Genomic DNA, 22,972 nt, shown 5'->3' on the forward strand with positions numbered 1-22,972 from the left:
GGAGGAAGGATAAATGGGCTTTCAACTGACCTCGGACGACTACGTCAACTACCTTGAAATCGCCGCGAGTAAGATCGGCGAAAACAGCGACTACATCAGCGCGCTGGACGCCGCCACCGGCGACGGCGACCACTGGGCAAACATCAACATGGGCTTCGAACACCTCGTCGCCGCCGGCGAGGAGATGCGCAAGTTGCCCATCGACGGCGTGTTCAAAAAAATCGGCATGTTGATGATGAGCAAAATCGGCGGAAGCTCCGGCATCCTCTACGGCGGCGCGTACACGGCGGCATCGAAGAAGTGCGCGGGCAGGCAGAGCTTATCGAGCAAGGAGCTAAAGGACGCACTTGAGGCGATGGTTCAGGACATGATGAACCGCGGCAAGGCCGAGCCGGGCATGAAGACGATGATCGACGCGCTGCACCCGGCGACCGAGGCCTATAAGCGCTCGCTCGCCGAGGGCCTGTCCGACCGCGAAACGATGGAGGCCGTAAAACGCGCCGCTATCGACGGCGCGGAGGCAACCCGCGCCATGAAGGCCGTCAAGGGCCGCGCCAGCTACCAATTGAACAAGGGCGTCGGCCACCTCGACCCGGGCGCGATTACGATGAGCTACCAGCTCGAATGCCTGTGCGACTATATCGCAAGCAACTTACTCTAATAAAGAAAGGGAGAGAAACACCATGATTAAGAACAAGCCTTCCAAAACCAATGAACGCACCGAACTTCTGCGCAATGCCATTGAGCACCGCGCCACCTGGATGGGACTTCTGATCGATGAGGCCAGGAAGAAGGGCCTGGACACGAGCTTCGCGCACGACGCGATCATGCGCTGCGGCGCGTTCCATGGTCTACACAAGTACCCCCGCACCGACGACCTGACGGTCTTCTCACCTGCGTTCGCCAATGAGGACGTCAAGGGCGTATTCGAGATGGAACTCCTAAAAAACGACGACAAGCACCTGCACATCGACTTTCACTATTGCCCCCTGGTCAGCGCATGGATGAAGCTCGGCCTACCCGAAGAAGATATCCCCGAACTCTGCGACATTGCCATGGACGGCGATCGCGGCATCATCAGCACCTACGAAAAATTCACCTTCGAGTTGGGCGACACCATCGCCAAAGGCTGCGACGTGTGCCAAATCCGCATCGACAAAGCCAAAGAATAGTCAACGCTTGGGATGCGGCCGCCTGCCGCATCCCAAGGCGCATATAGCGATTGACCTAACAGCCATATGCAGCATGCCTGCTTGCATGCCGATTGCAATGTGAATGGGCTTGATTTCCGGTTCATTATAACGGGCCAGGTTGAAATCAAGCCTATTCCGGTTTTAACATACCTTAAATCAGCGGAAGCTCCAGCTTGAAGGCGCATCCGGAGCACACGCTCTGGTCGAGCGTCAGCCCTCCATCGTGGGCCTTTGCAATCTTTCGCGCGATCGAAAGCCCCAGTCCCACACCGCCCGTTCCCGAATTCCGGACGCCGTCCACCCGATCAAAGGGCTTGAAGATGTCGTGGGCGGCGGATTCCGGGATGCCAACGCCGTCATCCTGGATCGTGATCGCGATGCGTCCTTCGGCGCTGGTAAGGTGCACGCCGAATTTTGTGCCCTTTGGGTTGTGGCACGCGGCATTGTCCGCAAGGTTGAAAAACACCAGGTTCAACCGTTCCCGGTCGATCAGCGCGAAAAGCGGCGCGGCATCGCCGGAAAGGATGACAGGATGCACACCATTGCAATTGGATGCGATCCCAACGCCGCCGAGGCGAAGCAAGGGTTGATCGCATTCCTCGAAAAAAAGGGCTATTCCGTCACGGATTTTGGCAGCGACGACCCGATCTACGCCAACGTGGCGGTGGAGGTGGCAAAAGCAGTCGCCGCCGGGCAGTATGACCGGGGCGTTCTGATCTGCGGAACGGGCATCGGCGTATCGCTGGCCGCCAACAAGGTCAAGGGCGCGTACGCCGCGCTGCTGGCCGACGTGTATTCGGCGGAGCGGGCCAGAAAGAGCAACGACTGCAACATCGCATGCTTCGGCGCGTTTACCCTGGGGATCATGCACATGAAGCGACTGACCGAGGAATTTCTCACGTCCGAGTTTGAGCCGGGTTGCGCGTCGCAGCCCAAAGTCGACCGTATCCGGAAATACGAATGCTGATCGGTCTTTTGCTTCGGGCTTGTCGTCTAAACGGCGGGCTCGATTCCTTATTTTAATACGAACCGGACATGCCCGCATCCATCAGGCGGCGTCTCCCCCGCCGCACCGTGCGATACCGAACGACCGCCCGGCGCTAAGGGTTCCCGCCGCACCGTGCGGTGCCGAACGACCGAGCGGCGCTAAGGGGTCCCGCCGCACCGTGCGGTACCGAACTACCGCCCGGCGCTAAGGGGTCCCGCCGCACCGTGCGGTGCCGAACGACCGAGCGGCGCTAAGGGTTCCGTCCTGGCGTCGCCTGAAAGCCTCGGCGTAAAGCCGAAAGGGAAGCGGCTTTACGGCGCTGCTCGAGCGGCTGGTTCTGACCCGGTAAAATAGCATCCTCCTACCCGGTCCCCTCCCCCAATTGCTCGGCCAGCGCGCGGGCCAGCGTGGGCAGCGAGGCCAGCGCTTCCTTGAGCGTGTTTTGGTGATGGCCCACCTCGATCAGGATGGCGGGGGTGCCTATGTGTTGGTTGTAGCGGTTGGTCTTGACCAGCACCGGGCGCATCAGGCCGTCGGCCAGCGCGTTTACCCGATCGGTCAGGGCGCGGGCGAATGACAGATTTTTCTCGGTATCGGGCTTTTCATCGAAGCCCTCGCCGTTGCCGATCAGCGCCATCAGCTGCGCCGCCTGCACGCCGCCCACCGATACCGCGCGGGAAGCTATGATGCGTTCGTCGTAGGCGTCGCGGTGGAGGTCGATGTACAGGTCGAACTTCTGACCGCGGTAGCGGTTCAGCGTCTCGAGCGAGCGCACGTAGGCGGTGCCGAGCTTGGGCGGCTCGTGGTCGGTCACGTCGTGGACCACGGTCAGCCCGAAGCCGCGCAGCAGTTCCGCCAGCTCCTCGCCCACGCGCACCACCGAGTGCGCCCGGTCGGTTGTGCGGCCGGGCTCGACTTCGACATAGGGGTCGTCGGGCGTTTGCCTGTAGGCCTCGTGCGTGTGCGTGTGGTAGATCAGCACGCCCTTGCCCTGCGCGTTCGGAATCGGATCGTGCGCGCGCTCCTTTTCGGGCGTGGGCCGGGGCAGTATGACCACGTCGAATCCGTCGGCGCGCGCGTCGGTGTGCTCATTCTCGTCAGGGCTGTCGAACACCACGGCGCGCGGCGTCAGAGGGGCGGCGGCGAAAACCGCCGCCGCCCCCTCGCGCCTCTCGACCAGCTTCGTCGTGCCCAGCGGCCTGATCGCCGGCCGCGCGCCGCCCCGCAGCCACCATGCGCCCGCCGCAGCCAGCACGGCCACCAGCAGCGCTACGGACAACCAAAACAAGATCCGCGACGCATGCACCACCTTGATGTGAACCATCCGCACACCCCCTCGGCTCGCTACAAGGCTATTCGCGGGGGCGGGGGGATATTCACCGCCAGGCAACGCCGCATTAACCCCGCGACGCTCGCCCCAACGCTTACGGCAGCGGCTCGCCCCGATCGAACATGCTCAGTTGCCGCGCGGCCTGGCTGCGCCAGGTCAGCGCCATCTGATCGAACGCCGCCGGCGTGATCTTCGAAATCGCCGTCGCGCCGCGCGCGATCAGCGCCCGGTTGCCGCTGTAGAGGTCGGTGTCCCAGGCGTACAGCGCGTCGCACCAGCGCCGGGTGAGCGCCTCGCACGCGCCGTCCCAGGCCGCGCCCTTTTTTTCCTCGACCGCGAACACGAACGCCGCCTGTGAAAGCGCGTACACACATTTGTTGCGCCGCTGCGCGTGGCTCATGGTGTAGGGCGCGTCGGGGTGCACGAGCGACAGCGCGGCGCCCTGACGCATCTCGATCATGAGCAGCATGTCGCGCTCGGCGACGCGCGTCGTCAGCGCGTCGGCCGCGACCTCGACCGTGCGCCCGCCGGCCCTGATCGCCTCGTCCTCGGCGATGCGCGACAGGCCCACGCTGCCGTCGGTCACCACCACGTAGCCCTGCGCGACCGCCAGTTGCACAAGCTGTCGAACCGCTTCCTCGGCCTCGCCCCGCGCGGGCAGCGCGCCCACGATGGCGATCGCGTCCTGCAGGAACAGCTCGCTGCGCCCGGCCAGGTAGATCATCGGCGGGGCCGCGGTGCCCAGCCGCTCGCGCAGCCGCTGCGGGTAGGCGCGCTCGAAGTAGGTGGCCACCTCGATGCCGTTCATCGCGAACCGCTCGAGCGACATCGACAGCGGCAGCGTGCGGCCCAGCAGCACGCACAGCCGGTAGGCCTCCTGTTCGGTCAGATCCATCTTCATCATAAAGCCGCTCATGTCCAAGCCCAGCAGCGCGCCCAGCCCCGGCAGGCCGGCCTCGCGCGCGCGGCTGTTCAGCGCGTGCCATTCGGCGGCGGACAGCGGGCGCACCAGCTCCTCGCGGCTGGGCGTGATCTGGCTCATGAGCAGCATGGTCGCAAAGGCGTCGTCGTTGTGGTTGATCGTCACTTGTACATCCTCATCAGCGCTTCCTGCGCGTTTACTTTGGCGTCGCCCGGCTTGCAAAGCCGCTCGTACCGCCCGTCGCTCGACAGCTGCGACGCCTTGACGTTGTCGCTCCACTGCAGCGCCATCAGATCCTCCACCTGGCGCTTGAGCGCCGCCTGCTCGACCGGGAACATCAGCTCTACGCGCCGGTCGAGGTTGCGCGGCATCCAATCGGCGCTTGACAGGTATATCTCGCGTTCGCCGCCGTTTGCGAACATGTACACCCGGCTGTGCTCGAGGAAGCGCCCTACGATCGAGCGCACCTGAATGTGGTCGCTGACGCCGGGCATGCCGGGCCTCAGGCAGCAGATGCCCCGCACGATCAGCCGCACCTGGACGCCGGCCATCGAGGCGCGGTACAGCGCGGCGATGATGCCCTCGTCCACCAGCGAATTCATCTTGGCGAAGATTTCGGCGTCCTTTCCCGCGCGGGCATTGCCGATCTCGCGGTCGATCAGCGCATAAAACCTCCCGCGCAGCTTATCCGGCGCGCTCACCAGTTTGGCGAGCGGCGGCAGTTGTGAAAAGCCGGTCAGCATGTTGAAGAACGCCGAGGCGTCCGCGCCGATCTGCTCGTCGCAGGTGAACAGAGCGTGGTCGGTGTAGATGTTGGCGGTCACGTCGTTGTAGTTGCCGGTGCCCAGATGCACGTAGCGGCGGATGCCGCCGGGCTCGCCGCGCACCACCAGCGTGATCTTCGAGTGGGTCTTGAGCCCCTGCATGCCGTAGATCACGTGCGCGCCCGCGCGCTCCAGCCGCCGCCCCCAGTGGATGTTGTTCTCCTCGTCGAAGCGCGCCTTGAGCTCGAGCAGCACCGTCACCTGCTTGCCGGCGTCGGCGGCCTCGGCCAGCGCCGCGATGATCGGCGAATCTCCGCTGACCCGGTACAGCGTCTGCTTGATGGCCAGCACGCGCGGGTCGCGCGCGGCCTGGCGCACCAGCCGGATCACTGGCTCGAAGCTGTCGTAGGGGTGGTAGAGCAGCATATCGCTCGCGCGGATGCGGTCGAACATGGTCTCGCCCTCGGCGAGATGCAGCGGACGCGGCAAGTAGGGCGGGTACTTGAGCGCGTCGTAGCCGGGCAGCGCGTACAGGTATTTCATCAAGAAGTCCAGGCTGATCGGGCCGTGGATCGGGTAGGCGTCGCCGCCCTCGAGCTCCAGCGCGGCCTCGAGCACCTTGACCAGCCGCGCGTCGGCGCGGTGGTCGATCTCCAGCCGCACCGCGAACCCCCACCGGCGCTGCCTGAGCCGCTTTTCGACCTCCTTGAGCAGATCGACCTCGTCCTCCTCGATCGTCAGATCGGCGTTGCGCGTGATGCGGTAGGCATGGCAGCACAGCACCTTGCGCCCGGGGAACAGCTGGCCGATACAGCGGGCGATCACCTGCTCGAGCAGCATCACGCTGACGCCGTGCTCCTCCGGCAGCGTCACCAGACGCGACAGGCCGCTCGGCACCTGGACGGTGGCGAACGAGGGGGGCTCGCCCGGCCCCTCGTCGATCAAGAGGCCCAAATTCAAGCTGCGGTTGAGGATCAGCGGGAACGGCCGGCGCGCGTCGACCGCCATCGGCGTGAGCACCGGATAGATGTGCGCCTCGAAGTAGCGGTCGAGGAAGGCCGCCTGCTCGGACGTGATGGCGCGCGGGCCGCGCACGCGGATGCCCGCCTTCTCGAGCGCGGGCAGGATCTCCTTGCGCAGCAGTTCCCCCATGCGCTCGACCATCACGCGCACGCGCGCGGTGATCGCCGCGATCTGCTGGCGCGGCGTCATGCCGGTCACGTCGGGCTCGTCCACCGAGGCGTCCACCTGCTCCCACAGCGCGGCTACCCGGATCATGAAGAATTCGTCCAGGTTGCTCGACGCGATCGAGAGGAACTTCATCCGCTCAAACAGCGGGTTGTCCTCGCTCGCCGCCTCCTCGAGCACGCGCTGGTTGAACGCCAACCAACTGAGCTCGCGGTTGATGCAGTGCTCGCTGCCGAGCGAAAACGCGTCCGCAAACGCGCGCTCCCCCGCCTGCGCCATGCGCCCACCCCGCAATTTCAGACTCCATTCTATTATTATACCGACCGTTATGCACTTGTCAACGTTGCGCTTGGGGTGTTATAATGCCCGTACGTCCGGCAAATCCTAATACCGGACGGATTTCAAGCAAGGCGGAGGGACTTTTATGATAGACAAGACAATGAGCATCGGCCAGGTACTCTCGCTCGACCGCAGCACCGCGCCCATCTTTATGAGGTACGGCATGCATTGCCTGGGCTGTCCGCACGCCACGGCCGAATCGATCGAGCAGGCCGGCGCGGCCCATAGCGTCGACGTCGACCAGCTGGTCAGCGACCTCAACGAGTATTTGGCCCTGAAACAGTAGCGATCCGCAGGTTTTTGCACCATTTATCCACAGAACCCGCGTTCGGGGTTGTGGATATTGTGGATAAGTGTGATCGTCAGACCACTGGGATAACGCGCGGGGGAGGCGACGGGATGAAGCATGTGTTCAGCGATCTGGAGGGACTGCGCATTGCGATCGAGATGGAGAAACGCGGCGCGGAGCTGTACCGCCACGCGGCGCGCGTCAGCCGGCGGCCCGAGGTGGTTGCGCTGGTCCATCGGCTGGAAAGGGACGAGCTCGACCACCAGCGCGAGTTTTCCGCGCACTACGAGCGCCTGCGGGACGCGCATGTAGAGGCCGAGCCCTACGCGGAGGAAAGCAGCGCGTACCTGGCGGCGGTGGCGGCCGACGTGGTGTTCCCGGGCGGACTGGTCGAGATGGCGTCGCATGCCATCGTCGACGGGCCGGCGGCCATCCTGCGCCGCGCCATTCAATCGGAGAAGGACTCCATCCTGTTCTACGGCGAGATGATCGAGCGCGCCCAAAGCGAGGCCGCCCGCCGCGCGTTTGCCGACATCGTCACCGAGGAGCGGCGGCACATGCAGGAGTTGATCGACATGCTGATGGAGGTTGCGCCATGAATTACAGGCAAGCGTATGACAAGTGGCTGCGAGACTTTTCGGACGACGCCGCGACCATCCAAGAGCTCACCGCGATCGCAAACGACGAGCGCGCGATCGAGGATCGCTTCTACACCGGGCTTGAGTTCGGCACCGCCGGTATGCGCGGCGTGCTGGGCGCGGGGCTCAACCGCATGAACGCATACAACGTACGGCGCGCGACCGCGGCGCTGGCCGAGTACATCCTGCGCGAGCCGGGCCAGGCGGCGCGCGGCGTGGCGATCGCCTATGACTCGCGTCGCTGCTCGGATTCGTTCGCGCGCGAGGCCGCGCTCACGCTGTGCGCGCGCGGCGTGAAGGCGCACCTGTTCGATTCGCTCAGGCCCGTGCCGGTGCTGTCGTTCGCGGTTCGGCGCCTGAATTGCGTCGCTGGCATCGTGATTACCGCCAGCCACAACCCGCCCGAGTACAACGGCTATAAGGTGTACTGGGAGGATGGAGGGCAGATCGCGCCCGAGCGCGCGAAGGAGATCACTTCGATAATCGGCACGATCGACTACAGGGACGCGGTCGCCATGGACGAGCGGCAGGCGCTTGACAAGGGTCTGCTCAGCATGATCCCGGCCGCGGTGGACGACGCCTACATCGACTTCGTCAAGTCGCTGTGCGTCAACCCGGAGCTTGCGCGCGAGATGGGCAAGACGGTGGGGATCGTATACACGCCGCTGCACGGCTCGGGCAATGTGCCGGTCCGGCGCGTGCTCAAGGAGATCGGGTTCGAGCAGGTCCACGTGGTGCCCGAGCAGGAAGCGCCCGACCCCGACTTCCCCACGGTCAGGGTGCCCAACCCCGAGGACCCGGCGGTGTTCGACCTGGCGCTTAAGCTGCAAGAGCAACTGAATGCGGACGTGGTGTTCGGCACCGACCCCGACTGCGACCGGGTGGGCGTCGCGGTCAAGGACGGCGCGGGCCAGGTGCATGTCCTGACCGGCAACCAGATCGGCTGTCTCCTTTTGCACTACATCCTGTCGCAGAAGGCCGCGCGGGGCGAGCTGCCCAAGGACGGCGCGGCGGTCAAGTCGATCGTGTCCACCGAGATGGCGCGCGCAATCGCCGGCCGCTACGGCGTGACGCTGTTCGACGTGCTGACCGGGTTCAAGTTCATCGCCGAGATGATCCAGCGCTTTGAGACCGAGCACGACCACACCTTCCTGTTCGGGTTCGAGGAGTCGTTCGGCTTCCTATCTGGCACCGAGGTGCGCGACAAGGACGGCGTAAACGCCTGCATGCTGATCGCCGAGACCGCGGCCTGGTACAAGAAGCAGGGCATGACGCTCTACAACGCGCTGCAGGCGCTGTTTGAGGAGTACGGTCATTACGGCGAGCAGATGACCGCGTTCAGCCTCAAGGGCAAGGACGGCCTTACGCGCATCGGCCAAATCATGCGCTCGCTCAGGAGCGATCCGCCGACCGAATTCGGCCCGTTCAAGGTGGTCGCCGTGCGAGACTACCAGACCGGCATCCGGATCGAGGACGGAACGCCCTCCCACCTGGGCCTGCCGGTGTCGGACGTGCTCTACTTCGAGTTGGACAAAGGTGCGTGGGTGTGCGTCAGGCCCTCGGGCACCGAGCCCAAGATCCGCATCTACGCCAATGTGGTGACCGAATCGGCGGAAGAAACGCAGGCGCAGCTTGAGACGCTCACCAAGGCGTCGATCGCGCGGTTGGAGGCACAATGAATACGTTCAGCAGACGGTGGATTGCGCTGGCGCTGTCGGCGGCTTTGCTGCTCGCGCCGGTTTTGGCGGTGGGTGAGGAAGGCGGCTGGCGCGCAAACTATCAGCGGCTGCTCGGGCTGCTCGGGCTCGACGAGATTCGGCTGGCCTCGCTCGCCGACCTCGATTTCGACGGTACGCCGGAGCTGATCTGCGCGGCGGACGGGCAGTTGCTGGTGTTTGCGGCCGTGGGCAGGCAGGCGCTGCTCAGCGGGGGGTTCCCGCTGCCGTTCGAGGCAAGCGCGCTTCGGCTTACGCTGCACCGCGTCAAGAAGGGCGGTTACGCCTGGCGCGCCGAACTCCAAGGCGGCACGCCCGAGCAGCGCGTACTGGCCGAGCTGCGCAAGCGGGGGCGGACGGCCGAAATCGCGCGGGGATTTGCTGCCTACGAGGTAGAGGGCCGGCGCGTCTACACGGTGAACAACGGCATGACGAGCCAGCAAAAGTATGAAAAGCAGCTGAAGGCCTATCTGGCCGCGCACGTCGATCAGCGCGTCGCGCCCGTGACCGATCCGGGCTCGAGCGCGCACCGCCAGTTCGACGCGCTGGCCGCCGCCTACGAGGCCCAGCCCCCGATTCCCGCGATCAAGGCCCGGTCGGTCGTGCTCGATAAGAAGAAGGTCTCGGCTGAGTACGGCGACGATATCCAGTTGACCGCGCGCGTGACGCCCGCCTACGCCACCGGCCTTACCTGGACGAGCAGCGACGAGGCACTGGCGAGCGTGGACGAGCGCGGCATCGTCACAATCTTCGGCTACGAAGGGACCGCGATCATCACCGCGCGGATCGGTGACAGGCGCGCGACCTGCACGGTCTCCGTCAAGCGCCCCAAGGCCCAATCGGTGACGATCGGGGCCGATACGCTCGACCTCAGGGCGGGCGGCACGCTCCAGTTGAACGGCCAGGCGTGGCCGATATCGGCCGACCAGGCGCTCGCCTGGCAGACCGACAACGCGCGGGTGGCCACCGTCGACAGCGAGGGGCTGGTCACAGGTCTCACGATGGGCAACGCGATGATTAGCGCCCGCTCCAAGAACGGCGTGAGCGCCAGCGTGTTTTTGACCGTGGGCCCCTCCGCAAACGCGCCCGCGCCCATCGGCATCAAACGGCGCGCGGTCATCATCACCGGCAGCGTACTGCCCGAGGGCGGCAGCATGCGCGGCGACGCCTACGTGTTCGCGCACGATGGGCTGCAAATGCGCAACGCCTTCGCGCAGTCGGGCTTCGGCGGCGCGGGCGGCATTGACACCGTGTCGCTTTTGACCAATCTGCCGACCGGGGCCGAAGTACTCGACGGGCTCAGGCACGCGCTGCGCGACGCCGGCCCGGACGACGTCAGCTACGTATACATCCAGTGCCATGGCGCCGACCCCGCCACGACCGAGCCGGACTTCTGGATGGCGGTCGGCTCAAACGACGACAACTCCTGCTGGGTCAGCTCCGCGCAGCTGCGCCGCGCGCTCGACACCGTTCAAGGCAAGGTCGTCGTCATGCTGGGCTGCTGCTTCAGCGGCGGCGCGATCGGCAAGGGCACGGCCAAGGGGCCCTCGTTCGACGCGTTCATGCGCGCGTTCACGGCCCAGCGGCGGGTGCGCAAGTCGGGCGAGCTTGCGGCGGAAAAATACCTGGTGCTGTGCGCGGCCAGCCAGACACAGGAGAGCATCTTCAACTACAACAACGACATCCCCGAGGGCGGGCTGCAGAATTTCTACGGCGCGGGGCTGTTCGGCTCCGCGGTCTGCGAAGGCACCGGCTGGGACCTTAGGCAGGGCGTAACCTGCGACTGGAAGGCCGACGCAGACGGCGACGGCAAGGTGACGCTCGACGAGTTGCATAAATTCACCCGTCGCCGGGTGCGGCAGCTGTACTACGAGTTCGGCGTGCAATACGAGGAAACCCTGGGCTACACCGAGAAGGGCATTCATCAGGTTCAGGCCTGGCCCGAAGGTTCGGATTTCGTCGTGTTCGCCAAGTAAACCAATTGTATGCGGAGGGATGACCATGTCGGAAGAGCTGGAACCGCGCGATCCGCAGACTCGGGAAGAACGCACGGAAGAGATTCGTGAAGAGCGGTCGGAAGACGGCGAGCCCGCCGTGCCCAAGACCGGGTTTTTGCGGCGCGTGGAGAAGATGCCCGAGTCTGAGTGGAACCTCTGGTCGGCGCTGGCCGGCGTGGTGCTGGGCCTGCTGGCCTCGGCCAGCCTGTTCTTCTACCCCAAGTCCAATGGCTTCCTGCCCATGGGGTCGTTGATCGCGCTGGCGCTGGCCACGGTGGTGCCCCGCTACGCCGAGCGCCGGCTGGAACGCGACGCGCCCAAGCTGCGCATCGCCATGATCGCCACGCTGGCGATCGCGCTGGCGGTCTTCGTGGCCGTCAAGCTGATTACGCGCGGCGCGGCGGCGTAAGCGCCGTACATAAACGCGGATGGGCGTCCGGAGGGCTTTGTCCTCCGGACGCCCATCCGCGTTTACGCGCAGGCGGCCGGGCCTTGGCGCGAGCGTTCTTTTCATTTTCTCGGGCACATATATTGCTGTGCGGGAGGGAGGGACATGCGCTCGTTGATCGAACGGCTGCCCGACGAGCTGATGTGGATCGGGGAAATCGACCTTTCCGAGGTGCGCGAGGTGCGTGTGCGGCTGGGCCAACAGGTGGAGCTGCGCGGCACGCGCGGCAGTCGTCTCATGGGCGATCCGGTCCCGGCGGCGGTGCTCCGAGCGCTGGTCCATGCGCTGACCGCGCACTCGCTGTACGCCTGTGAGGTTCAAATGCGCGAAGGCTTCTTCAGCTTGCCCGGCGGGCTGCGCGTGGGGCTGACCGGCCGCTACGCCTCGGGCGAAGACGCGCCCATCCAGCAGGTCACCTCGGTATGCATCCGCCTGAGCCGCGCGGTGGACGGCGCGGTCAAGACCGTGCTGCCGTTCCTGATGGACGGCGCGCGCCCGCTGAGCGCGCTGATCCTGTCCGCGCCCTGCATGGGCAAGACCACGCTGCTGCGCGCGCTGATTCGCGCGCTGTCGGAGGCCGGCTGCGCCGTAGCGGTGGCCGACGAGCGCGACGAGCTGGGCGGCGCGCCGACGCTCGGGCCGCGCGCCGACGTGGCCGCGCTCGTGCCCAAGCGCATCGCCATCATGCGCATGCTGCGTGCGCTCTCCCCCGATGTGGTCGCGACCGACGAGCTGGGCCATTCCGGCGACGCCGAGGCGGTCGAAGAGGCGGCGCGCTGCGGCTCCGCGGTGCTGGCCACCGCCCACGCGCGCTCATTCGAAAGCGCTGTCCGGCGGCCGTCGCTTGAACGGCTGCTGCGTGCGGGGGTGTTCGAGCGCTACGTCGAGCTCGACGGCTCGCCGGGGCATGTGGTGAGGATCCTGGACGGCGAGGGGGGAACGCTGTGGACGGATGGACGCTGAGGCTTACCGCGGCGGCGGTGCTGACGCTGTGCGGCGCGGCCGCAGGCCGGAGCCTCGCCGCCGTCAGGCGGCGGCGCGTTGTGCAGCTGATGCTGCTCACGGCGGCGCTTCAGCGGCTCGAGGTGCAGATGCTCGAAAAGCTGCTGCCGCTCAAGGAGGCGCTGGCCGCCTCGGCCCACCCGGCGCTCGGGGCGGTCGGAGAGGGCATGACCGGCGCGCGCGGGGCGCTGCTTTCGTGGCTCGGCGCGGCGGACGCTCTGCGCGCGCGCGGGGGAGAGCTGTCGGCGCTCTGCGGCGAGGACGTGGCCGCGCTCGACCGGCTGTTCGACGGCCTGGGTACGTCGGGCGCGTCCGAGCAGCGGATTTTGCTCGAGGGCGTGCAGGAGGAGCTTAAGCGCCTCGCCCAAGCCGCACGCAAGACCGCCGACGAGCACGCGAAGCTCTACACCTCGCTGGGGCTGATTGCGGGGCTGGCATTATCCATCTGCCTGCTGTGACGAACCGACCCATTCCCCTCCTCTGAGGGGCGCCCGCAGGCGGGGTGGTGAACCTGCTGGTCGTACCGCTCAAGCTTCGCGGGCTCTGTAATCAGGCCCCCACCCCGCCCCCGCGAGGGCACCCCTCCGAGGAGAGAAAATGGAAAGGAGCGGCGCGATGGACATTGAACTGATCTTCAAGATCGCCGCGATCGGCGTGCTGGTGGCGGTGCTGTCGCAGGTGCTCAGCCGCGCCGGGCGCGACGACATGGCGATGCTGACCGCGCTGGCGGGGCTCATCATCGTGCTGTTCATGGTGGTCAACCTGATCTCCGAATTTTTCGGCAGCGTCAGGTCGATCTTCCAGCTGTACTGACGATGGACGTGGTGAAGCTGTTTTTGCTGTGCGTGGCGGCGGCGCTGATGTGTGCGGCGCTGCGCGTGCAGCGGCCGGAGCTCGCGATGGCGCTGTCGATCGCGGCGGGCGTGATGGCGCTGATCTGGGCGCTCGGCTACGTGAAGGACGCGGTCGCCGCGCTGACCGCGCTGGCCGGGGGCGCGGGGCTGCCCGGCACCTCGACCGGGATCATGCTGCGCGCCGCCGGCGTGACGCTGCTCGGCGAGTTCGCCGCGCAGCTGTGCCGCGACGCCGGCGAGGGCGCGCTGGCCGGCCGTGTGGAGTTGGGCGCGCGCGTGGTGCTGCTGTCGATGAGCGTGCCGCTGGTGACCGCGCTGGCCGGCCGGCTGGTGGCGCTGCTGCCGTGAGGAAGACGCTGGTCAGATCACGCGCCTCTGGCGTAGGCCTACTGCGCGTGAGAAGGGATGGGGGACCGGATTGCTGAATTTCCTGTGGAAAATTCCGGGCGCAATCCGGCTGCCGGGATCGATTCCGAGTCGGGGCGCACCCGATCGCGCCCGGTGGGCGAGGAAGAAAGGGCGCCAGCCCAATGAGCAAGCGAGCATCCACGCCGGATGGCGTGGGGGCGGCCATTGCGAATTGAGTGAGGGCAAGCGCGCCCCTCGTCGGAATCCACAGGTACCGGCAGAGCCGGCTCCCATGATTGAACATGGAGGGCGTTGGCCCTCCAAACCTCCCGCGGGGGTTCGTAAGCGGTTGTTCTGGGCCGTGGCGGCGGCGGTCGCGGCGCTGCTGTTGTGGGCCGTGCCCGCGGCCGCGGGCACGGCCGACGACATGCTGAACCGGCTAGACCTTGCGCCGCTCGCCGACTGGTCGGCGCGGGAGGACGCGGGGGTGGATGTGCGCGCCCTCCTATCGGCGTTAATCAAGGGCGAGGCCGAATGGGACCTGCGAAAGGCGGGCGAGGTGGTCAAGGCGCTTATGCTGTCCGAGCTGCGCGCGGCGTTGGACACGCTGAAAACGCTGCTCGTGCCCGCGCTGATCTGGGCGGCGCTCGCGGCCGCCGCGCCCCCATCGAGCGGCGCGACAGACACGATGACGCTGGTATGTGTGTTGACCGTGTCGGTCCAGTTGCTCGCACTCTACGAGCGTCTGTTGCCGGTGGCGCGCGGCGCGCTCGCGTCGATCGCCGCGCTGGGCGAGCTTCTGTACCCGTTGTTGGCGGCGCTGCTGGTCGCGGCGGGCAAGGCCGCGGGCGCGGCGCTGTTCACCCCGGCCGCAGCCATGGCGGGCGGCCTGATTACGGGCGCGGTCGCGCGTTGGGTGCTGCCGCTGACCGGCCTGGTCGCCGCGCTGACGATCGCGGGCCACCTGAGCGCGCGCATGTCGCTGTCGGCGCTGACCTCTCTTGTGCGCAAGGGGGTGACGCTGGGCCTGTCCGCGGGGCTTACGCTGTTCACCGCCATGGTGTCGGCGCAGGGGCTGCTTTCGAAGGGCTACGACGGCGCTTCGATCGAGGCCGCGCGCTTCGCGGCGAACAGCCTCGTGCCGGTGATCGGGGGCGAGCTGGCCGACTCGCTGGACGCGGTGGTCGCCAGCGCCCATCTGCTGCGCGGCGCGCTCGGGGTGACCGGAATCCTGCTGCTCGCGGGCGCGCTGGCCCGACCGCTCGTCGTGATTGCCATGCACGCGGTGGCCGTACGCCTGGCCGCGGCGCTGGCCGAGCCGCTGGCCGCAGGTCCCGTGCAACAGTTGATCGAGCGCTTCGCAGGGGTGCTGAGCCTGCTACTGGCGGCGGTGGTCGCGGGCGCGGTGTTGATCGTTACGCTGATCGGCGCGTCGCTCACGGTGTTTGGAGGATGATGCATGCAGGCGATTTCGGGAGCCGTCGCCCGGCTGATCGCGCTGTGCGCGCTGTTCGCGCTGACCGAGCGGATAGCGACCGGCGCACAGCTTCGGCTGATCTCGGCGCTGCTCATGATGGAGGCGCTGCTGGACATCTTGGGAGCGCTGCTTAAATTCACGTAGGGGCGGCCTACCCCATCCCCTCCTATTCCCCTCCTTGGAGGGATGCCCGCAGGCGGGGCGGTGGATCAGATGGCGCAGCGGCATGAAGCCAAGGATAGAGGGTCGGGATTACGTCCTGGCGGGGGGACCGCCCCGCCTGCGGGCACCCCTCCAGGGAGGGGAATGGAGGAGGATACATGGCGTCGTTTTGGGCACTGATCAAGGGCGCGAAGCGCATCGAGTGGATCGCGTTGATCGCCGCGCTGGCGGTGATCGCGCTGCTGTTTGCAAACGCGCCCGGCGCGCGCGAAGACGCGGGCGCGTCCCCGCTCGAACAGCGGGTGGCCGAGGCGCTCTCTCGCGTCACGGGCGCGGGCCGGGTGCGCGTACTGGTGGGCGAGGGCGAGGGCGCGGGCGTGCTGGTGATGGCCGAGGGCGCGGGCGAAATCCGGGTAGCGCTCGAACTCGCGCGCGCGGTGTCCACGGTGCTGGGCGTGCCGAGCGAGCGCGTCGAAGTATTAAAAATGAATGGGGGAGGATAATATGCGAGAATGGCAAGGGCATTCGCGCGTGCCCGGGCTCAGCGCGGGGCTGGGCGCGCTGTTGGCGCTGGCGATTACGTTCACCTTGGCGTTTCCGGCCCTGTACGCGGCGAAGCCCGGCGTGTTCCCGAGCGTCGCCGCCGGGGCCGCGGGCGCGGAAGGCGCGGAGGGCGCGGCAGTCCCGGCCGACGCCATCGAGCGCTTCCGCGGGGAGCGCGAGCAGATGCGTGCGGTCGAGATGCGCGAGCTCAAGGCGCTGATCGCCGATGTGGCCGCGGACGCAGAGCTGCGCGACGAGGCGCGGCGGCAGCTGCTGGGCCTCACCACTTACATGGAGCAGGAGGCGACGATCGAGGGCGTGCTGCGCGCGCGCGGGTTTGAGGATGCGCTGTGCACGGTGCACGAGGGCTCGGTCAACGTGCTGGTGCGCGCGGACGCGCTCACGCGCGCGGAATCGGCGGTCATTCTGGAGCTTGCGCTGCGCGAAACAAAGGAACAAAGCGGCAACATCAAGATAATACCGATCGCGCGATGACGCTGTTGCGCAACGCAGGCGATTCTGCTATAATGTGCTATACTGCAAGGAGGTGTACGCACCCATGAGCGAAAATTTGCCGACCAGTGTGCAGTTAAACACCAACCAGAACGGGTCGGTTACCTTTGCGACCGATGTGATCGCCACAATCGCGGCGCTGGCCGCCAACGAGATCGAGGGCGTGGCCAGCATGATCGGCGGCTCCGGCGGCACGCTGGCCGACATCCTGGGCCTGCGCAATCAGGCCTCGAAAAACCTGACCCGCGGCGTCAAGGTGGACGTTACGGACGGCAAGGTCAACGTGCACGTGGGCATCATCATCGACTACGGCTTCCCGGTGCCCGAGGTGGCGTCGGGCATCCAGGAAAACGTCAAGAAGGCGGTCGAGACCATGAGCGGGCTGTCCGTGGCCATGGTGGACGTACACGTGCAGGGCGTCAGCTTCGAGCGCGAGCACCGCGCCGCCGCCGAGATCGAGATGAAGCAGCGGATCCTGCTGCAAAAGCAGGAGGCCAAGGAAGGGGCCGAGGCGCAGAGTGCGCCGGTCGAGGACGAAATGCCGGACGAGGAGCTTAAGGACGAGCCGGACGAGGAACCGGAGGACGAGCCGGAAGAGGAATCGGACGAGGAGCCGGAGAACGAGGACGAGTAACCCTGAAAGGGGGACGTACAATTGAACGGGAAGGGACAGATCCGGCTGCGCGACCGGGTGCTGCTCATGTTGTACGCGGCGCTGGGCATCATGGTCACGCTGGCGCTTGCGCTGATGCTGGTGAGCGGCATGCGCGTGACGCTGATGGGCAGAGAGTTCCGGCTGGGCGACGGCGGCTGGCCGGTGGTGTGGCTGGCGGTGCTGTGCGCGTTGGCGCTGATCTGGTCGGTACGCGTGCTGATGATCGCCCTCGCGCGCGAACCGCGCAGCGACCGCACCTCGGTCGCGGTGCAGCACAGCGAGAACGGCTCGGTGCGCATCTCGCTCGCGGCCATGGACACGCTGGTCCGGCGCGCGATCGGCGAGGCCGAGGGCATCGTCGAGGTCAAGACCGGCATCATCAATCATGAGGACTCGATTTCCGTGACCGTCGAGATGACGCTCGAGAGCGACGTGCACATCCCCAACATCACCATGCTGATGCAGCGTTCGATCAAGAACTTCATCGAGGAGTTCTCGGGAATCGCGGTGCGCGAGGTGCGGGTGATGGTGACGAAGATCATCGAAGTCACGCCGGCCCCGCCGCTTCAGCTGTCGCAGGGCACGATCAAGCCCGAGTACAGGCCGCCTGAGCCGGAACCGGAGCTTGAGTCCGAGGCCGAGCCCGAGGCGGAACTTGAACCCGAGGTCGAGCCGGAACCTGCGGTCGTACCCGGCGGCGCGCCCGAACCGGAGGTCGAACAAGAGAACGCGTTCGAGCCCGAGCCGGACGAAGGCGACGGGGACGAGCGTGAGGACCATCCCGAAAAGGACGTCTGGTGATTTCTTGCGGCTATAGCGGCGGGGGAGCCGATTCCCATTCCCTTTTCTGAAGGGGAATGGGAATCGGCCTGTGGCGCTATGGCCGAGTTTTTCGTTATTCTTAGGATAATCAGGGGGCAGGCATGAACAGAACCGAAGCGCGCGCCGCGGCGATGAAGCTGATCTACGAATGGGAGATGGGCGGCGACGGCGGCGAGGATACCCTGGCGGGCATTCTCGAAATCAAACCGGGCGAGGAAGAATACGACTACATGCGCCGCATGGTGGACGGCGTGATCGAACGCGCGGACGAGCTCGACCGGGGGATCGAGCGCTTCGCGCAGGGCTGGACGATCGCCCGGCTGACCAAGGTGGACCTCGCGATTCTGCGGCTGGGCGCGCACGAGCTCGCGCTCGGCGAGGTGCCCGCGGGCGTGGCGGTCAACGAGGCGGTCGAGCTGTCGCGCATTTACTCCACCGACAAGGCGGGCTCCTTCATCAACGGCGTGCTGGGCAGCATGATGCGCGCCGCGCAGAAATGAGCGGTCCGGCGATCACGGGGGTGAGGAAGATTGCGAGAGATTTTTTCGTCCGGCACGGAGCCGGAGCGCAGACCTAGCGGCGCTACGTCAAGCGACGGGCGACGCAGCCGGGCGGAAAAAGATCCTCAGGATTTTGCAGCTCCCGTGATCGCCGGACCGCTGGTTCTCGGCATCGACACCAGCTGCTACCGCACGTCGTTGGCGCTGGTCAGCGATGGCGCGGTGGTGGCCGAACAGCGCAGGTTGATCGAGGTACCCGGCGGCAGCCGGGGGCTGCGGCAGTCGGAAGCGCTGTTTCAGCATGTCCAGCACCTAGGCACGCTGTGCGAGGCGCTGATGCGGGACGCGCCGGGCGCCAGTCCATCCGCCGTATGCGTCTCCACCCGGCCCCGGCCGGTCTGCGGCTCGTACATGCCGGTGTTTACCGCGGGCGAGATGGCGGCGCGCATGATCGCGGCCACCTGCGGCTGTCCGCTTTATGAGACCAGCCACCAGCAGGGCCATCTGCGCGCGGCGCTGATCGGGTCGGATTTGCCGCCGGGCGCATTCCTGGCGGTGCACCTGTCGGGCGGCACCACCGAGATCCTGCGGGTGGACGAGGGGCTTAACGTGACGCTGCTGGGCGGGACGAGCGACTTGCACGCCGGACAGTTGGTCGACCGGGTGGGGGTTGCGATGGGTCTGCCCTTTCCCGCGGGCCCGGCGCTCGAGGCGTTGGCACGGGGGACGGCGCCCCGGCATGTGATGCCCACCGCCAACCGGGCCCTGTCGCTCAGCCTGTCGGGGGCGGAGGCGCAGGCGCTGCGCATGATCGAGGCGGGCGAGCCGCCTGCGCAGGTGGCGGCCGAGATCTACTCGCTGCTGGCGCGCACACTGGCCAAGCTGATCGCGGAAGCGGCGGCGGGCACCGGCCTTAATCGCGTGCTGATCGCCGGGGGCGTGGCGGCGTCGGCGCTGCTGCGCTCGCTGCTGCCCGAACGGCTTATGCGGTTGGGCGCGCCGGTGCGTATTTGCTGGGCTGAGCCGCGCTGGTCGGGCGACAACGCCGCGGGCGTGGCGCTGATCGGAGCGGAACAATGGACGAAGGAACGGGGGGCGGGCGCATGAGCGCGATTTTGATGGACGGCAAGGCCCTGGCGGGCCGTATCTACGGGGCGCTCTCCGCGCGCGTTGAGGCGCTCAAAGCGCGGGGCATCACACCCGGCCTGGCCGTCATCCTGGCGGGCGACGACCCGGCGTCGGCGATCTACGTGCGCAACAAGGCCAGGGCTTGCGAGAGGATCGGCGTCGCGTCGCGGGTGATCCGGCTGCCGGACGACATATCGCAGGAAGCGTTGATTGAAGAGGTCGAAAAGCTCAACCGCGACGACGCCATGCACGGGCTGCTGGTGCAGTTGCCGCTGCCGGGGCACATCGACGAAGAAGCGGTGCTTAAGCGCGTCGCGGCCGGCAAGGATGTGGATGGCTTCCACCTTGAGAACGCGGGCGCGCTGCTGACCGGCGCGCCGGGCACGCTGGCCTGCACGCCGAGCGGCGTGATTGAGCTTTTAAAGGACGCGGGCGTGAAACTTGCCGGCGCGCGCGCGGTGGTGGTCGGGCGCAGCAACATCGTGGGCAAGCCGACGGCGCTGCTGCTGCTGCGCGAAAACGCCACCGTGACCGTCTGCCACTCCCGCACGGTGGATCTCAAGTCGATCACGCGCGAGGCCGACGTGCTGGTGGCGGCGATCGGCCGGGCGGGTTTCATCACCCGAGACATGGTCAAGCCGGGCGCGGCGGTGGTCGACGTGGGCATGAACCGGCTGCCCGGCGGCGAGTTGGCCGGCGACGTCGATTTCGAATCGGTCAGGGAAGTGGCCGGCTGGATCACGCCGGTGCCGGGCGGCGTGGGCCCGATGACGATCGCCATGCTGATCCGCAACACCGTGGAAGCGGCCGAGCGATGACCGACGCCGTGCTGTCGGTCAGTCAGCTCAACGAGTACGTGCGCAAGCAGCTCGCGGGCGACCCGATGCTCAGCGCTCTGCGCGTGCGCGGCGAGATATCGGGCTTCAAGCGCCACGTGAGCGGACATCTGTATTTCTCGATCAAGGACGAGCAGGCGCGCGTCAGCTGCGTGATGTTCCGCCAGCACGCGCTGTCGCTCTCGTTTGAGCCGCGCGACGGACTGCGCTGCGTGGTGTTCGGTTCGGCCTCGCTGTACGCGGCCAGCGGCAGCTTTCAAATCTACTGCGAGGCGATCGAGCAGGAGGGCACGGGCGCGCTGCACTTGAGATTCGAGGCGCTCAAGGCGAAGCTGCTGGCCGAGGGGCTGTTCGACCCGGCGCGCAAGCGTCCGCTTCCGCTGCTGCCCCGGCGCGTCGGCATCGTGACCTCGCGCTCGGGCGCGGCGCTTCGGGACATGCTGCGGGTGATCCACCGCCGCCACCCCGGCATGGGCATCTTGCTGTGCGCCGCGCAGGTGCAGGGCGAAGGCGCGGCGGGCGAGATCGCGCGATCGCTCGACCGGCTGAACGCGCACGGGGGCGTGGACGTGATCCTGTGCGGGCGGGGCGGCGGCTCGATCCTTGATTTGTGGGCGTTCAACGAAGAGATCGTGGCGCGCGCGATCGCGCGTTCGAAGATACCGGTGGTGTCCTGCGTCGGGCACGAGACCGACTTCACGATCGCCGACTTCGCAGCCGACGTGCGCGCGGCCACCCCGTCGATGGCGGCGGAGCTGGCGGTGCCCGAGAAGGCGGCGCTCGAGGGCGAGCTTAAGAAATTGGGGCAGCGGATGCTCCGCGCCCAACGCGCGCGGCTTGCGCTAGTCAGGGCGAAGCTTTCGCGGCTCGCGGCGTCGCAGGCGCTGACGAACCCGCGCCGCGCGATGATCGAGGGCCGGCGCGCGGCATTGAAGCTCTGCGAGGCGCGGATCAAGGCCGCGCTGCGCGCCCGGACGGCCGCGGCGCGCGCGCGGATCGATCAACTGTCGCGCGCGCTCGGGGCGCTCGGCCCCTTGGCGGTGCTCGAGCGCGGCTACGCGCTGGTGCTGGATGAAGGCGCTCCGGTGACCAGCGCCGCGCGGCTGACCGTCGGGCAGCACATCACACTGAAGCTACGCGACGGCCGCGCGAAGGCGGCGGTCGACGCGGTGGAATTGGAGGAATCCCATGGCGGCGAAGAAGAAGCTGTCGTTTGAAGAGGGCATGGAGGCGCTGGACGCCTTGGTTCGGCGCATGGAGACCGGAGACATGCCGCTCGAGGCGTCGTTTGACGCCTACGAGCAGGCGCAAACGTTGCTCAAGCAACTGACCGAACAGCTGGATGCGGGCGAAGCGCGCATGGCCGAGCTGACCGCGTCGGGCGAGGCGCCGCTCGCGGCGGAGGAAGCGTGATGCTGTCCGTATCCGAGTACGCGCGTCTGGTCGAGGCGGCGCTGGATGAGCGCTTCGCCGCCGATCGGGCCGGCCTCGAGGCCGGCCATGTTCCGCCGCCGCTCAACGAGGCCATGCGCTACAGCCTGCTGGCGGGCGGCAAGCGGCTGCGCCCGGCGATGCTGCTGGCGGCGGTCGATATGCTGCGCGGCGACCGCGCGGCGGCGATTGCCGCGGCCGGCGCGCTCGAGATGATCCACACCTACTCGCTGATCCATGACGACCTGCCCGGCATGGACGACGACGACCTCAGGCGCGGCAGACCGACCAGCCACATGGTCTTCGGCGAGGGCCAGGCGATCCTGGCCGGCGACGCGCTGCTGACCGAGGCGTTCCATTGGATGCTGGAAAACGCGCTTCAATGCCCGGATACGCTGCCGAGGCACGCGCGCGCGATGCGCGAGATCGCGCTGGCCGCGGGCGCGCGCGGCATGGTGGGCGGACAGTCGATCGACCTCGCGTGCGAGCGCGGGCCGGTAGAGCGGAGCGAGGCGGCGCTCGAATACATTCATGAGCACAAGACCGCCTGCCTGTTCATCGGCGCGCTGCGCGCCGGCGGACACATTGCGGGCGCGGACGACAGGACGCTCAACGCGCTGACCGATTACGCGCGCGCGTTCGGGTTGATGTTCCAGACGGCCGACGACCTGCTCGACGCCGAGGGCGACGAGGCTTCGCTCGGCAAGCGCGTACAAAAAGACGCAGACAAGCTGACCGCGGTTGCGCTGTACGGGCGCCGCGGCGCGCGGGCGCGGGTGGACGCGCTGATGGCGGAAGCGCTCTTGGCGCTTGGGCCGCTCGGCGCGCGCGCCGACTTTTTCCGCGACCTGGTCCAAAGCATGCGTGGCAGAGAAACCTAGGGGGTACAT

28 protein-coding genes are annotated in these 22,972 nt (G+C 67.1%); 24 read left to right on the forward strand and 4 right to left on the reverse strand.

The genetic code is table 11. The features are described 5' to 3' along the window. Nucleotides 1–13: 13 nt before the first annotated feature. Together dhaL and ACH6CV_RS09525 are read left to right on the forward strand one after the other, a co-directional pair. Nucleotides 14–661 (forward strand): dihydroxyacetone kinase subunit DhaL, encoded by a 648-nt coding sequence (gene dhaL, locus ACH6CV_RS09520; protein WP_456357950.1) that lies wholly within the window; start codon nucleotides 14–16, stop codon nucleotides 659–661. A 22-nt stretch (nucleotides 662–683) separates the two neighbouring features. Continuing rightward, nucleotides 684–1,172, forward strand: coding sequence for an L-2-amino-thiazoline-4-carboxylic acid hydrolase (locus tag ACH6CV_RS09525; RefSeq protein ID WP_456357951.1), 489 nt, complete (start codon nucleotides 684–686; stop codon nucleotides 1,170–1,172). 172 nt (nucleotides 1,173–1,344) lie between these two features. Here ACH6CV_RS09525 and ACH6CV_RS09530 read toward each other — a convergent pair whose 3' ends face one another. After that, on the reverse strand, nucleotides 1,345–1,776 hold the full coding sequence (locus ACH6CV_RS09530) for a sensor histidine kinase (RefSeq protein WP_456357952.1): 432 nt from the start codon (nucleotides 1,774–1,776) through the stop codon (nucleotides 1,345–1,347). Between ACH6CV_RS09530 and ACH6CV_RS09535 the strand changes: the two genes are divergently transcribed. After that, nucleotides 1,726–2,160, forward strand: coding sequence for an RpiB/LacA/LacB family sugar-phosphate isomerase (locus ACH6CV_RS09535; protein WP_456357953.1), 435 nt, complete (start codon nucleotides 1,726–1,728; stop codon nucleotides 2,158–2,160). The genes ACH6CV_RS09530 and ACH6CV_RS09535 overlap by 51 nt on opposite strands. Nucleotides 2,161–2,542: 382 nt before the next feature. Here ACH6CV_RS09535 and spoIIP read toward each other — a convergent pair whose 3' ends face one another. From spoIIP to ppk1, 3 genes are all read right to left on the reverse strand, one after another. Continuing rightward, nucleotides 2,543–3,505 carry a stage II sporulation protein P gene (gene spoIIP, locus ACH6CV_RS09540; RefSeq protein WP_456357954.1) on the reverse strand — a complete coding sequence of 321 codons (963 nt, stop codon included), beginning with the start codon at nucleotides 3,503–3,505 and terminating at the stop codon, nucleotides 2,543–2,545. 100 nt (nucleotides 3,506–3,605) lie between these two features. Next, the gene (locus ACH6CV_RS09545; RefSeq protein ID WP_456357955.1) at nucleotides 3,606–4,598 is read right to left on the reverse strand and encodes a DNA-processing protein DprA; all 993 of its coding nucleotides are present in this window, start codon (nucleotides 4,596–4,598) and stop codon (nucleotides 3,606–3,608) included. Then, a complete protein-coding gene (gene ppk1, locus ACH6CV_RS09550; protein WP_456357956.1) occupies nucleotides 4,595–6,664 on the reverse strand; it encodes a polyphosphate kinase 1 in 2,070 nt (689 codons plus the stop codon). The genes ACH6CV_RS09545 and ppk1 overlap by 4 nt, the downstream gene beginning before the upstream one ends. Nucleotides 6,665–6,809: 145 nt before the next feature. Here ppk1 and ACH6CV_RS09555 point away from each other — a divergent pair, with 145 nt between their 5' ends. From ACH6CV_RS09555 to ACH6CV_RS09655, 21 genes are all read left to right on the forward strand, one after another. Further along, nucleotides 6,810–7,010, forward strand: coding sequence for a DUF1858 domain-containing protein (locus tag ACH6CV_RS09555; protein WP_456357957.1), 201 nt, complete (start codon nucleotides 6,810–6,812; stop codon nucleotides 7,008–7,010). Between the two features lie 113 nt (nucleotides 7,011–7,123). Further along, the gene (locus ACH6CV_RS09560) at nucleotides 7,124–7,612 is read left to right on the forward strand and encodes a ferritin family protein (protein WP_456357958.1); all 489 of its coding nucleotides are present in this window, start codon (nucleotides 7,124–7,126) and stop codon (nucleotides 7,610–7,612) included. Then, nucleotides 7,609–9,330 carry a phospho-sugar mutase gene (locus ACH6CV_RS09565; protein WP_456357959.1) on the forward strand — a complete coding sequence of 574 codons (1,722 nt, stop codon included), beginning with the start codon at nucleotides 7,609–7,611 and terminating at the stop codon, nucleotides 9,328–9,330. The genes ACH6CV_RS09560 and ACH6CV_RS09565 overlap by 4 nt, the downstream gene beginning before the upstream one ends. After that, complete coding sequence (locus tag ACH6CV_RS09570; RefSeq protein ID WP_456357960.1) at nucleotides 9,327–11,342, forward strand: Ig-like domain-containing protein; 2,016 nt, start codon at nucleotides 9,327–9,329, stop codon at nucleotides 11,340–11,342. Before ACH6CV_RS09565 ends, ACH6CV_RS09570 begins: the two co-directional genes overlap by 4 nt. Before the next feature lie 25 nt (nucleotides 11,343–11,367). Beyond that, a complete protein-coding gene (locus ACH6CV_RS09575; protein WP_456357961.1) occupies nucleotides 11,368–11,772 on the forward strand; it encodes a hypothetical protein in 405 nt (134 codons plus the stop codon). Between the two features lie 144 nt (nucleotides 11,773–11,916). After that, nucleotides 11,917–12,774 carry a stage III sporulation protein AA gene (locus ACH6CV_RS09580; RefSeq protein ID WP_456357962.1) on the forward strand — a complete coding sequence of 286 codons (858 nt, stop codon included), beginning with the start codon at nucleotides 11,917–11,919 and terminating at the stop codon, nucleotides 12,772–12,774. Beyond that, nucleotides 12,756–13,271 carry a stage III sporulation protein AB gene (locus ACH6CV_RS09585; protein WP_456357963.1) on the forward strand — a complete coding sequence of 172 codons (516 nt, stop codon included), beginning with the start codon at nucleotides 12,756–12,758 and terminating at the stop codon, nucleotides 13,269–13,271. The genes ACH6CV_RS09580 and ACH6CV_RS09585 overlap by 19 nt, the downstream gene beginning before the upstream one ends. Before the next feature lie 157 nt (nucleotides 13,272–13,428). Then, nucleotides 13,429–13,626 (forward strand): stage III sporulation protein AC, encoded by a 198-nt coding sequence (gene spoIIIAC, locus ACH6CV_RS09590; RefSeq protein WP_456357964.1) that lies wholly within the window; start codon nucleotides 13,429–13,431, stop codon nucleotides 13,624–13,626. Nucleotides 13,627–13,637: 11 nt separating this feature from the next. Next, complete coding sequence (locus ACH6CV_RS09595; RefSeq protein ID WP_456357965.1) at nucleotides 13,638–14,015, forward strand: SpoIIIAC/SpoIIIAD family protein; 378 nt, start codon at nucleotides 13,638–13,640, stop codon at nucleotides 14,013–14,015. Between the two features lie 349 nt (nucleotides 14,016–14,364). Further along, nucleotides 14,365–15,471 carry a stage III sporulation protein AE gene (locus ACH6CV_RS09600; protein WP_456357966.1) on the forward strand — a complete coding sequence of 369 codons (1,107 nt, stop codon included), beginning with the start codon at nucleotides 14,365–14,367 and terminating at the stop codon, nucleotides 15,469–15,471. 3 nt (nucleotides 15,472–15,474) lie between these two features. Next, nucleotides 15,475–15,636 (forward strand): hypothetical protein, encoded by a 162-nt coding sequence (locus ACH6CV_RS09605; RefSeq protein WP_456357967.1) that lies wholly within the window; start codon nucleotides 15,475–15,477, stop codon nucleotides 15,634–15,636. Nucleotides 15,637–15,812: 176 nt separating this feature from the next. Continuing rightward, entirely contained in the window at nucleotides 15,813–16,157 is a 345-nt protein-coding gene (locus ACH6CV_RS09610) for a hypothetical protein (RefSeq protein ID WP_456357968.1), read from the forward strand. Between the two features lies 1 nt (nucleotide 16,158). After that, nucleotides 16,159–16,692 (forward strand): SpoIIIAH-like family protein, encoded by a 534-nt coding sequence (locus ACH6CV_RS09615; protein ID WP_456357969.1) that lies wholly within the window; start codon nucleotides 16,159–16,161, stop codon nucleotides 16,690–16,692. A 64-nt stretch (nucleotides 16,693–16,756) separates the two neighbouring features. Then, nucleotides 16,757–17,344 carry an Asp23/Gls24 family envelope stress response protein gene (locus ACH6CV_RS09620; RefSeq protein ID WP_456357970.1) on the forward strand — a complete coding sequence of 196 codons (588 nt, stop codon included), beginning with the start codon at nucleotides 16,757–16,759 and terminating at the stop codon, nucleotides 17,342–17,344. A 21-nt stretch (nucleotides 17,345–17,365) separates the two neighbouring features. Further along, on the forward strand, nucleotides 17,366–18,166 hold the full coding sequence (gene amaP, locus ACH6CV_RS09625; protein WP_456357971.1) for an alkaline shock response membrane anchor protein AmaP: 801 nt from the start codon (nucleotides 17,366–17,368) through the stop codon (nucleotides 18,164–18,166). A gap of 122 nt (nucleotides 18,167–18,288) precedes the next feature. Further along, on the forward strand, nucleotides 18,289–18,687 hold the full coding sequence (nusB, locus tag ACH6CV_RS09630; protein ID WP_456357972.1) for a transcription antitermination factor NusB: 399 nt from the start codon (nucleotides 18,289–18,291) through the stop codon (nucleotides 18,685–18,687). A 144-nt stretch (nucleotides 18,688–18,831) separates the two neighbouring features. Further along, nucleotides 18,832–19,794, forward strand: a complete 963-nt coding sequence (locus ACH6CV_RS09635; protein WP_456357973.1) for a Kae1-like domain-containing protein — start codon at nucleotides 18,832–18,834, stop codon at nucleotides 19,792–19,794. Next, a complete protein-coding gene (folD, locus tag ACH6CV_RS09640) occupies nucleotides 19,791–20,633 on the forward strand; it encodes a bifunctional methylenetetrahydrofolate dehydrogenase/methenyltetrahydrofolate cyclohydrolase FolD (RefSeq protein ID WP_456357974.1) in 843 nt (280 codons plus the stop codon). Before ACH6CV_RS09635 ends, folD begins: the two co-directional genes overlap by 4 nt. Continuing rightward, nucleotides 20,630–21,868: an exodeoxyribonuclease VII large subunit gene (gene xseA, locus ACH6CV_RS09645; RefSeq protein WP_456357975.1), complete on the forward strand. Its 1,239-nt coding sequence runs from the start codon at nucleotides 20,630–20,632 to the stop codon at nucleotides 21,866–21,868. Before folD ends, xseA begins: the two co-directional genes overlap by 4 nt. Further along, nucleotides 21,840–22,064, forward strand: coding sequence for an exodeoxyribonuclease VII small subunit (xseB, locus tag ACH6CV_RS09650; protein WP_456357976.1), 225 nt, complete (start codon nucleotides 21,840–21,842; stop codon nucleotides 22,062–22,064). Before xseA ends, xseB begins: the two co-directional genes overlap by 29 nt. Next, a complete protein-coding gene (locus tag ACH6CV_RS09655) occupies nucleotides 22,064–22,963 on the forward strand; it encodes a polyprenyl synthetase family protein (RefSeq protein ID WP_456357977.1) in 900 nt (299 codons plus the stop codon). The genes xseB and ACH6CV_RS09655 overlap by 1 nt, the downstream gene beginning before the upstream one ends. Nucleotides 22,964–22,972 lie beyond the last annotated feature (9 nt).

Source organism: Anaerozeibacter quisquiliarum (genome assembly GCF_051162045.1).
GTDB lineage: Bacteria > Bacillota > Clostridia > Christensenellales > Aristaeellaceae > Anaerozeibacter > Anaerozeibacter quisquiliarum.

What these genes read in the sequence shown, in the direction of transcription:
- dhaL (WP_456357950.1), top strand. Translation starts at nt 14, where the DNA reads ATGGGCTTTCAACTGACCTCGGACGACTACGTCAACTACCTTGAAATC.
- ACH6CV_RS09525 (WP_456357951.1), top strand. Translation starts at nt 684, where the DNA reads ATGATTAAGAACAAGCCTTCCAAAACCAATGAACGCACCGAACTTCTG.
- ACH6CV_RS09535 (WP_456357953.1), top strand. Translation starts at nt 1,726, where the DNA reads ATGCACACCATTGCAATTGGATGCGATCCCAACGCCGCCGAGGCGAAG.
- spoIIP (WP_456357954.1), bottom strand. Translation starts at nt 3,505, where the DNA reads ATGGTTCACATCAAGGTGGTGCATGCGTCGCGGATCTTGTTTTGGTTG.
- ppk1 (WP_456357956.1), bottom strand. Translation starts at nt 6,664, where the DNA reads ATGGCGCAGGCGGGGGAGCGCGCGTTTGCGGACGCGTTTTCGCTCGGC.
- ACH6CV_RS09555 (WP_456357957.1), top strand. Translation starts at nt 6,810, where the DNA reads ATGATAGACAAGACAATGAGCATCGGCCAGGTACTCTCGCTCGACCGC.
- ACH6CV_RS09560 (WP_456357958.1), top strand. Translation starts at nt 7,124, where the DNA reads ATGAAGCATGTGTTCAGCGATCTGGAGGGACTGCGCATTGCGATCGAG.
- ACH6CV_RS09565 (WP_456357959.1), top strand. Translation starts at nt 7,609, where the DNA reads ATGAATTACAGGCAAGCGTATGACAAGTGGCTGCGAGACTTTTCGGAC.
- ACH6CV_RS09570 (WP_456357960.1), top strand. Translation starts at nt 9,327, where the DNA reads ATGAATACGTTCAGCAGACGGTGGATTGCGCTGGCGCTGTCGGCGGCT.
- ACH6CV_RS09575 (WP_456357961.1), top strand. Translation starts at nt 11,368, where the DNA reads ATGTCGGAAGAGCTGGAACCGCGCGATCCGCAGACTCGGGAAGAACGC.
- ACH6CV_RS09580 (WP_456357962.1), top strand. Translation starts at nt 11,917, where the DNA reads ATGCGCTCGTTGATCGAACGGCTGCCCGACGAGCTGATGTGGATCGGG.
- spoIIIAC (WP_456357964.1), top strand. Translation starts at nt 13,429, where the DNA reads ATGGACATTGAACTGATCTTCAAGATCGCCGCGATCGGCGTGCTGGTG.
- ACH6CV_RS09605 (WP_456357967.1), top strand. Translation starts at nt 15,475, where the DNA reads ATGCAGGCGATTTCGGGAGCCGTCGCCCGGCTGATCGCGCTGTGCGCG.
- ACH6CV_RS09610 (WP_456357968.1), top strand. Translation starts at nt 15,813, where the DNA reads ATGGCGTCGTTTTGGGCACTGATCAAGGGCGCGAAGCGCATCGAGTGG.
- ACH6CV_RS09615 (WP_456357969.1), top strand. Translation starts at nt 16,159, where the DNA reads ATGCGAGAATGGCAAGGGCATTCGCGCGTGCCCGGGCTCAGCGCGGGG.
- ACH6CV_RS09620 (WP_456357970.1), top strand. Translation starts at nt 16,757, where the DNA reads ATGAGCGAAAATTTGCCGACCAGTGTGCAGTTAAACACCAACCAGAAC.
- nusB (WP_456357972.1), top strand. Translation starts at nt 18,289, where the DNA reads ATGAACAGAACCGAAGCGCGCGCCGCGGCGATGAAGCTGATCTACGAA.
- folD (WP_456357974.1), top strand. Translation starts at nt 19,791, where the DNA reads ATGAGCGCGATTTTGATGGACGGCAAGGCCCTGGCGGGCCGTATCTAC.
- xseA (WP_456357975.1), top strand. Translation starts at nt 20,630, where the DNA reads ATGACCGACGCCGTGCTGTCGGTCAGTCAGCTCAACGAGTACGTGCGC.
- xseB (WP_456357976.1), top strand. Translation starts at nt 21,840, where the DNA reads ATGGCGGCGAAGAAGAAGCTGTCGTTTGAAGAGGGCATGGAGGCGCTG.
- ACH6CV_RS09655 (WP_456357977.1), top strand. Translation starts at nt 22,064, where the DNA reads ATGCTGTCCGTATCCGAGTACGCGCGTCTGGTCGAGGCGGCGCTGGAT.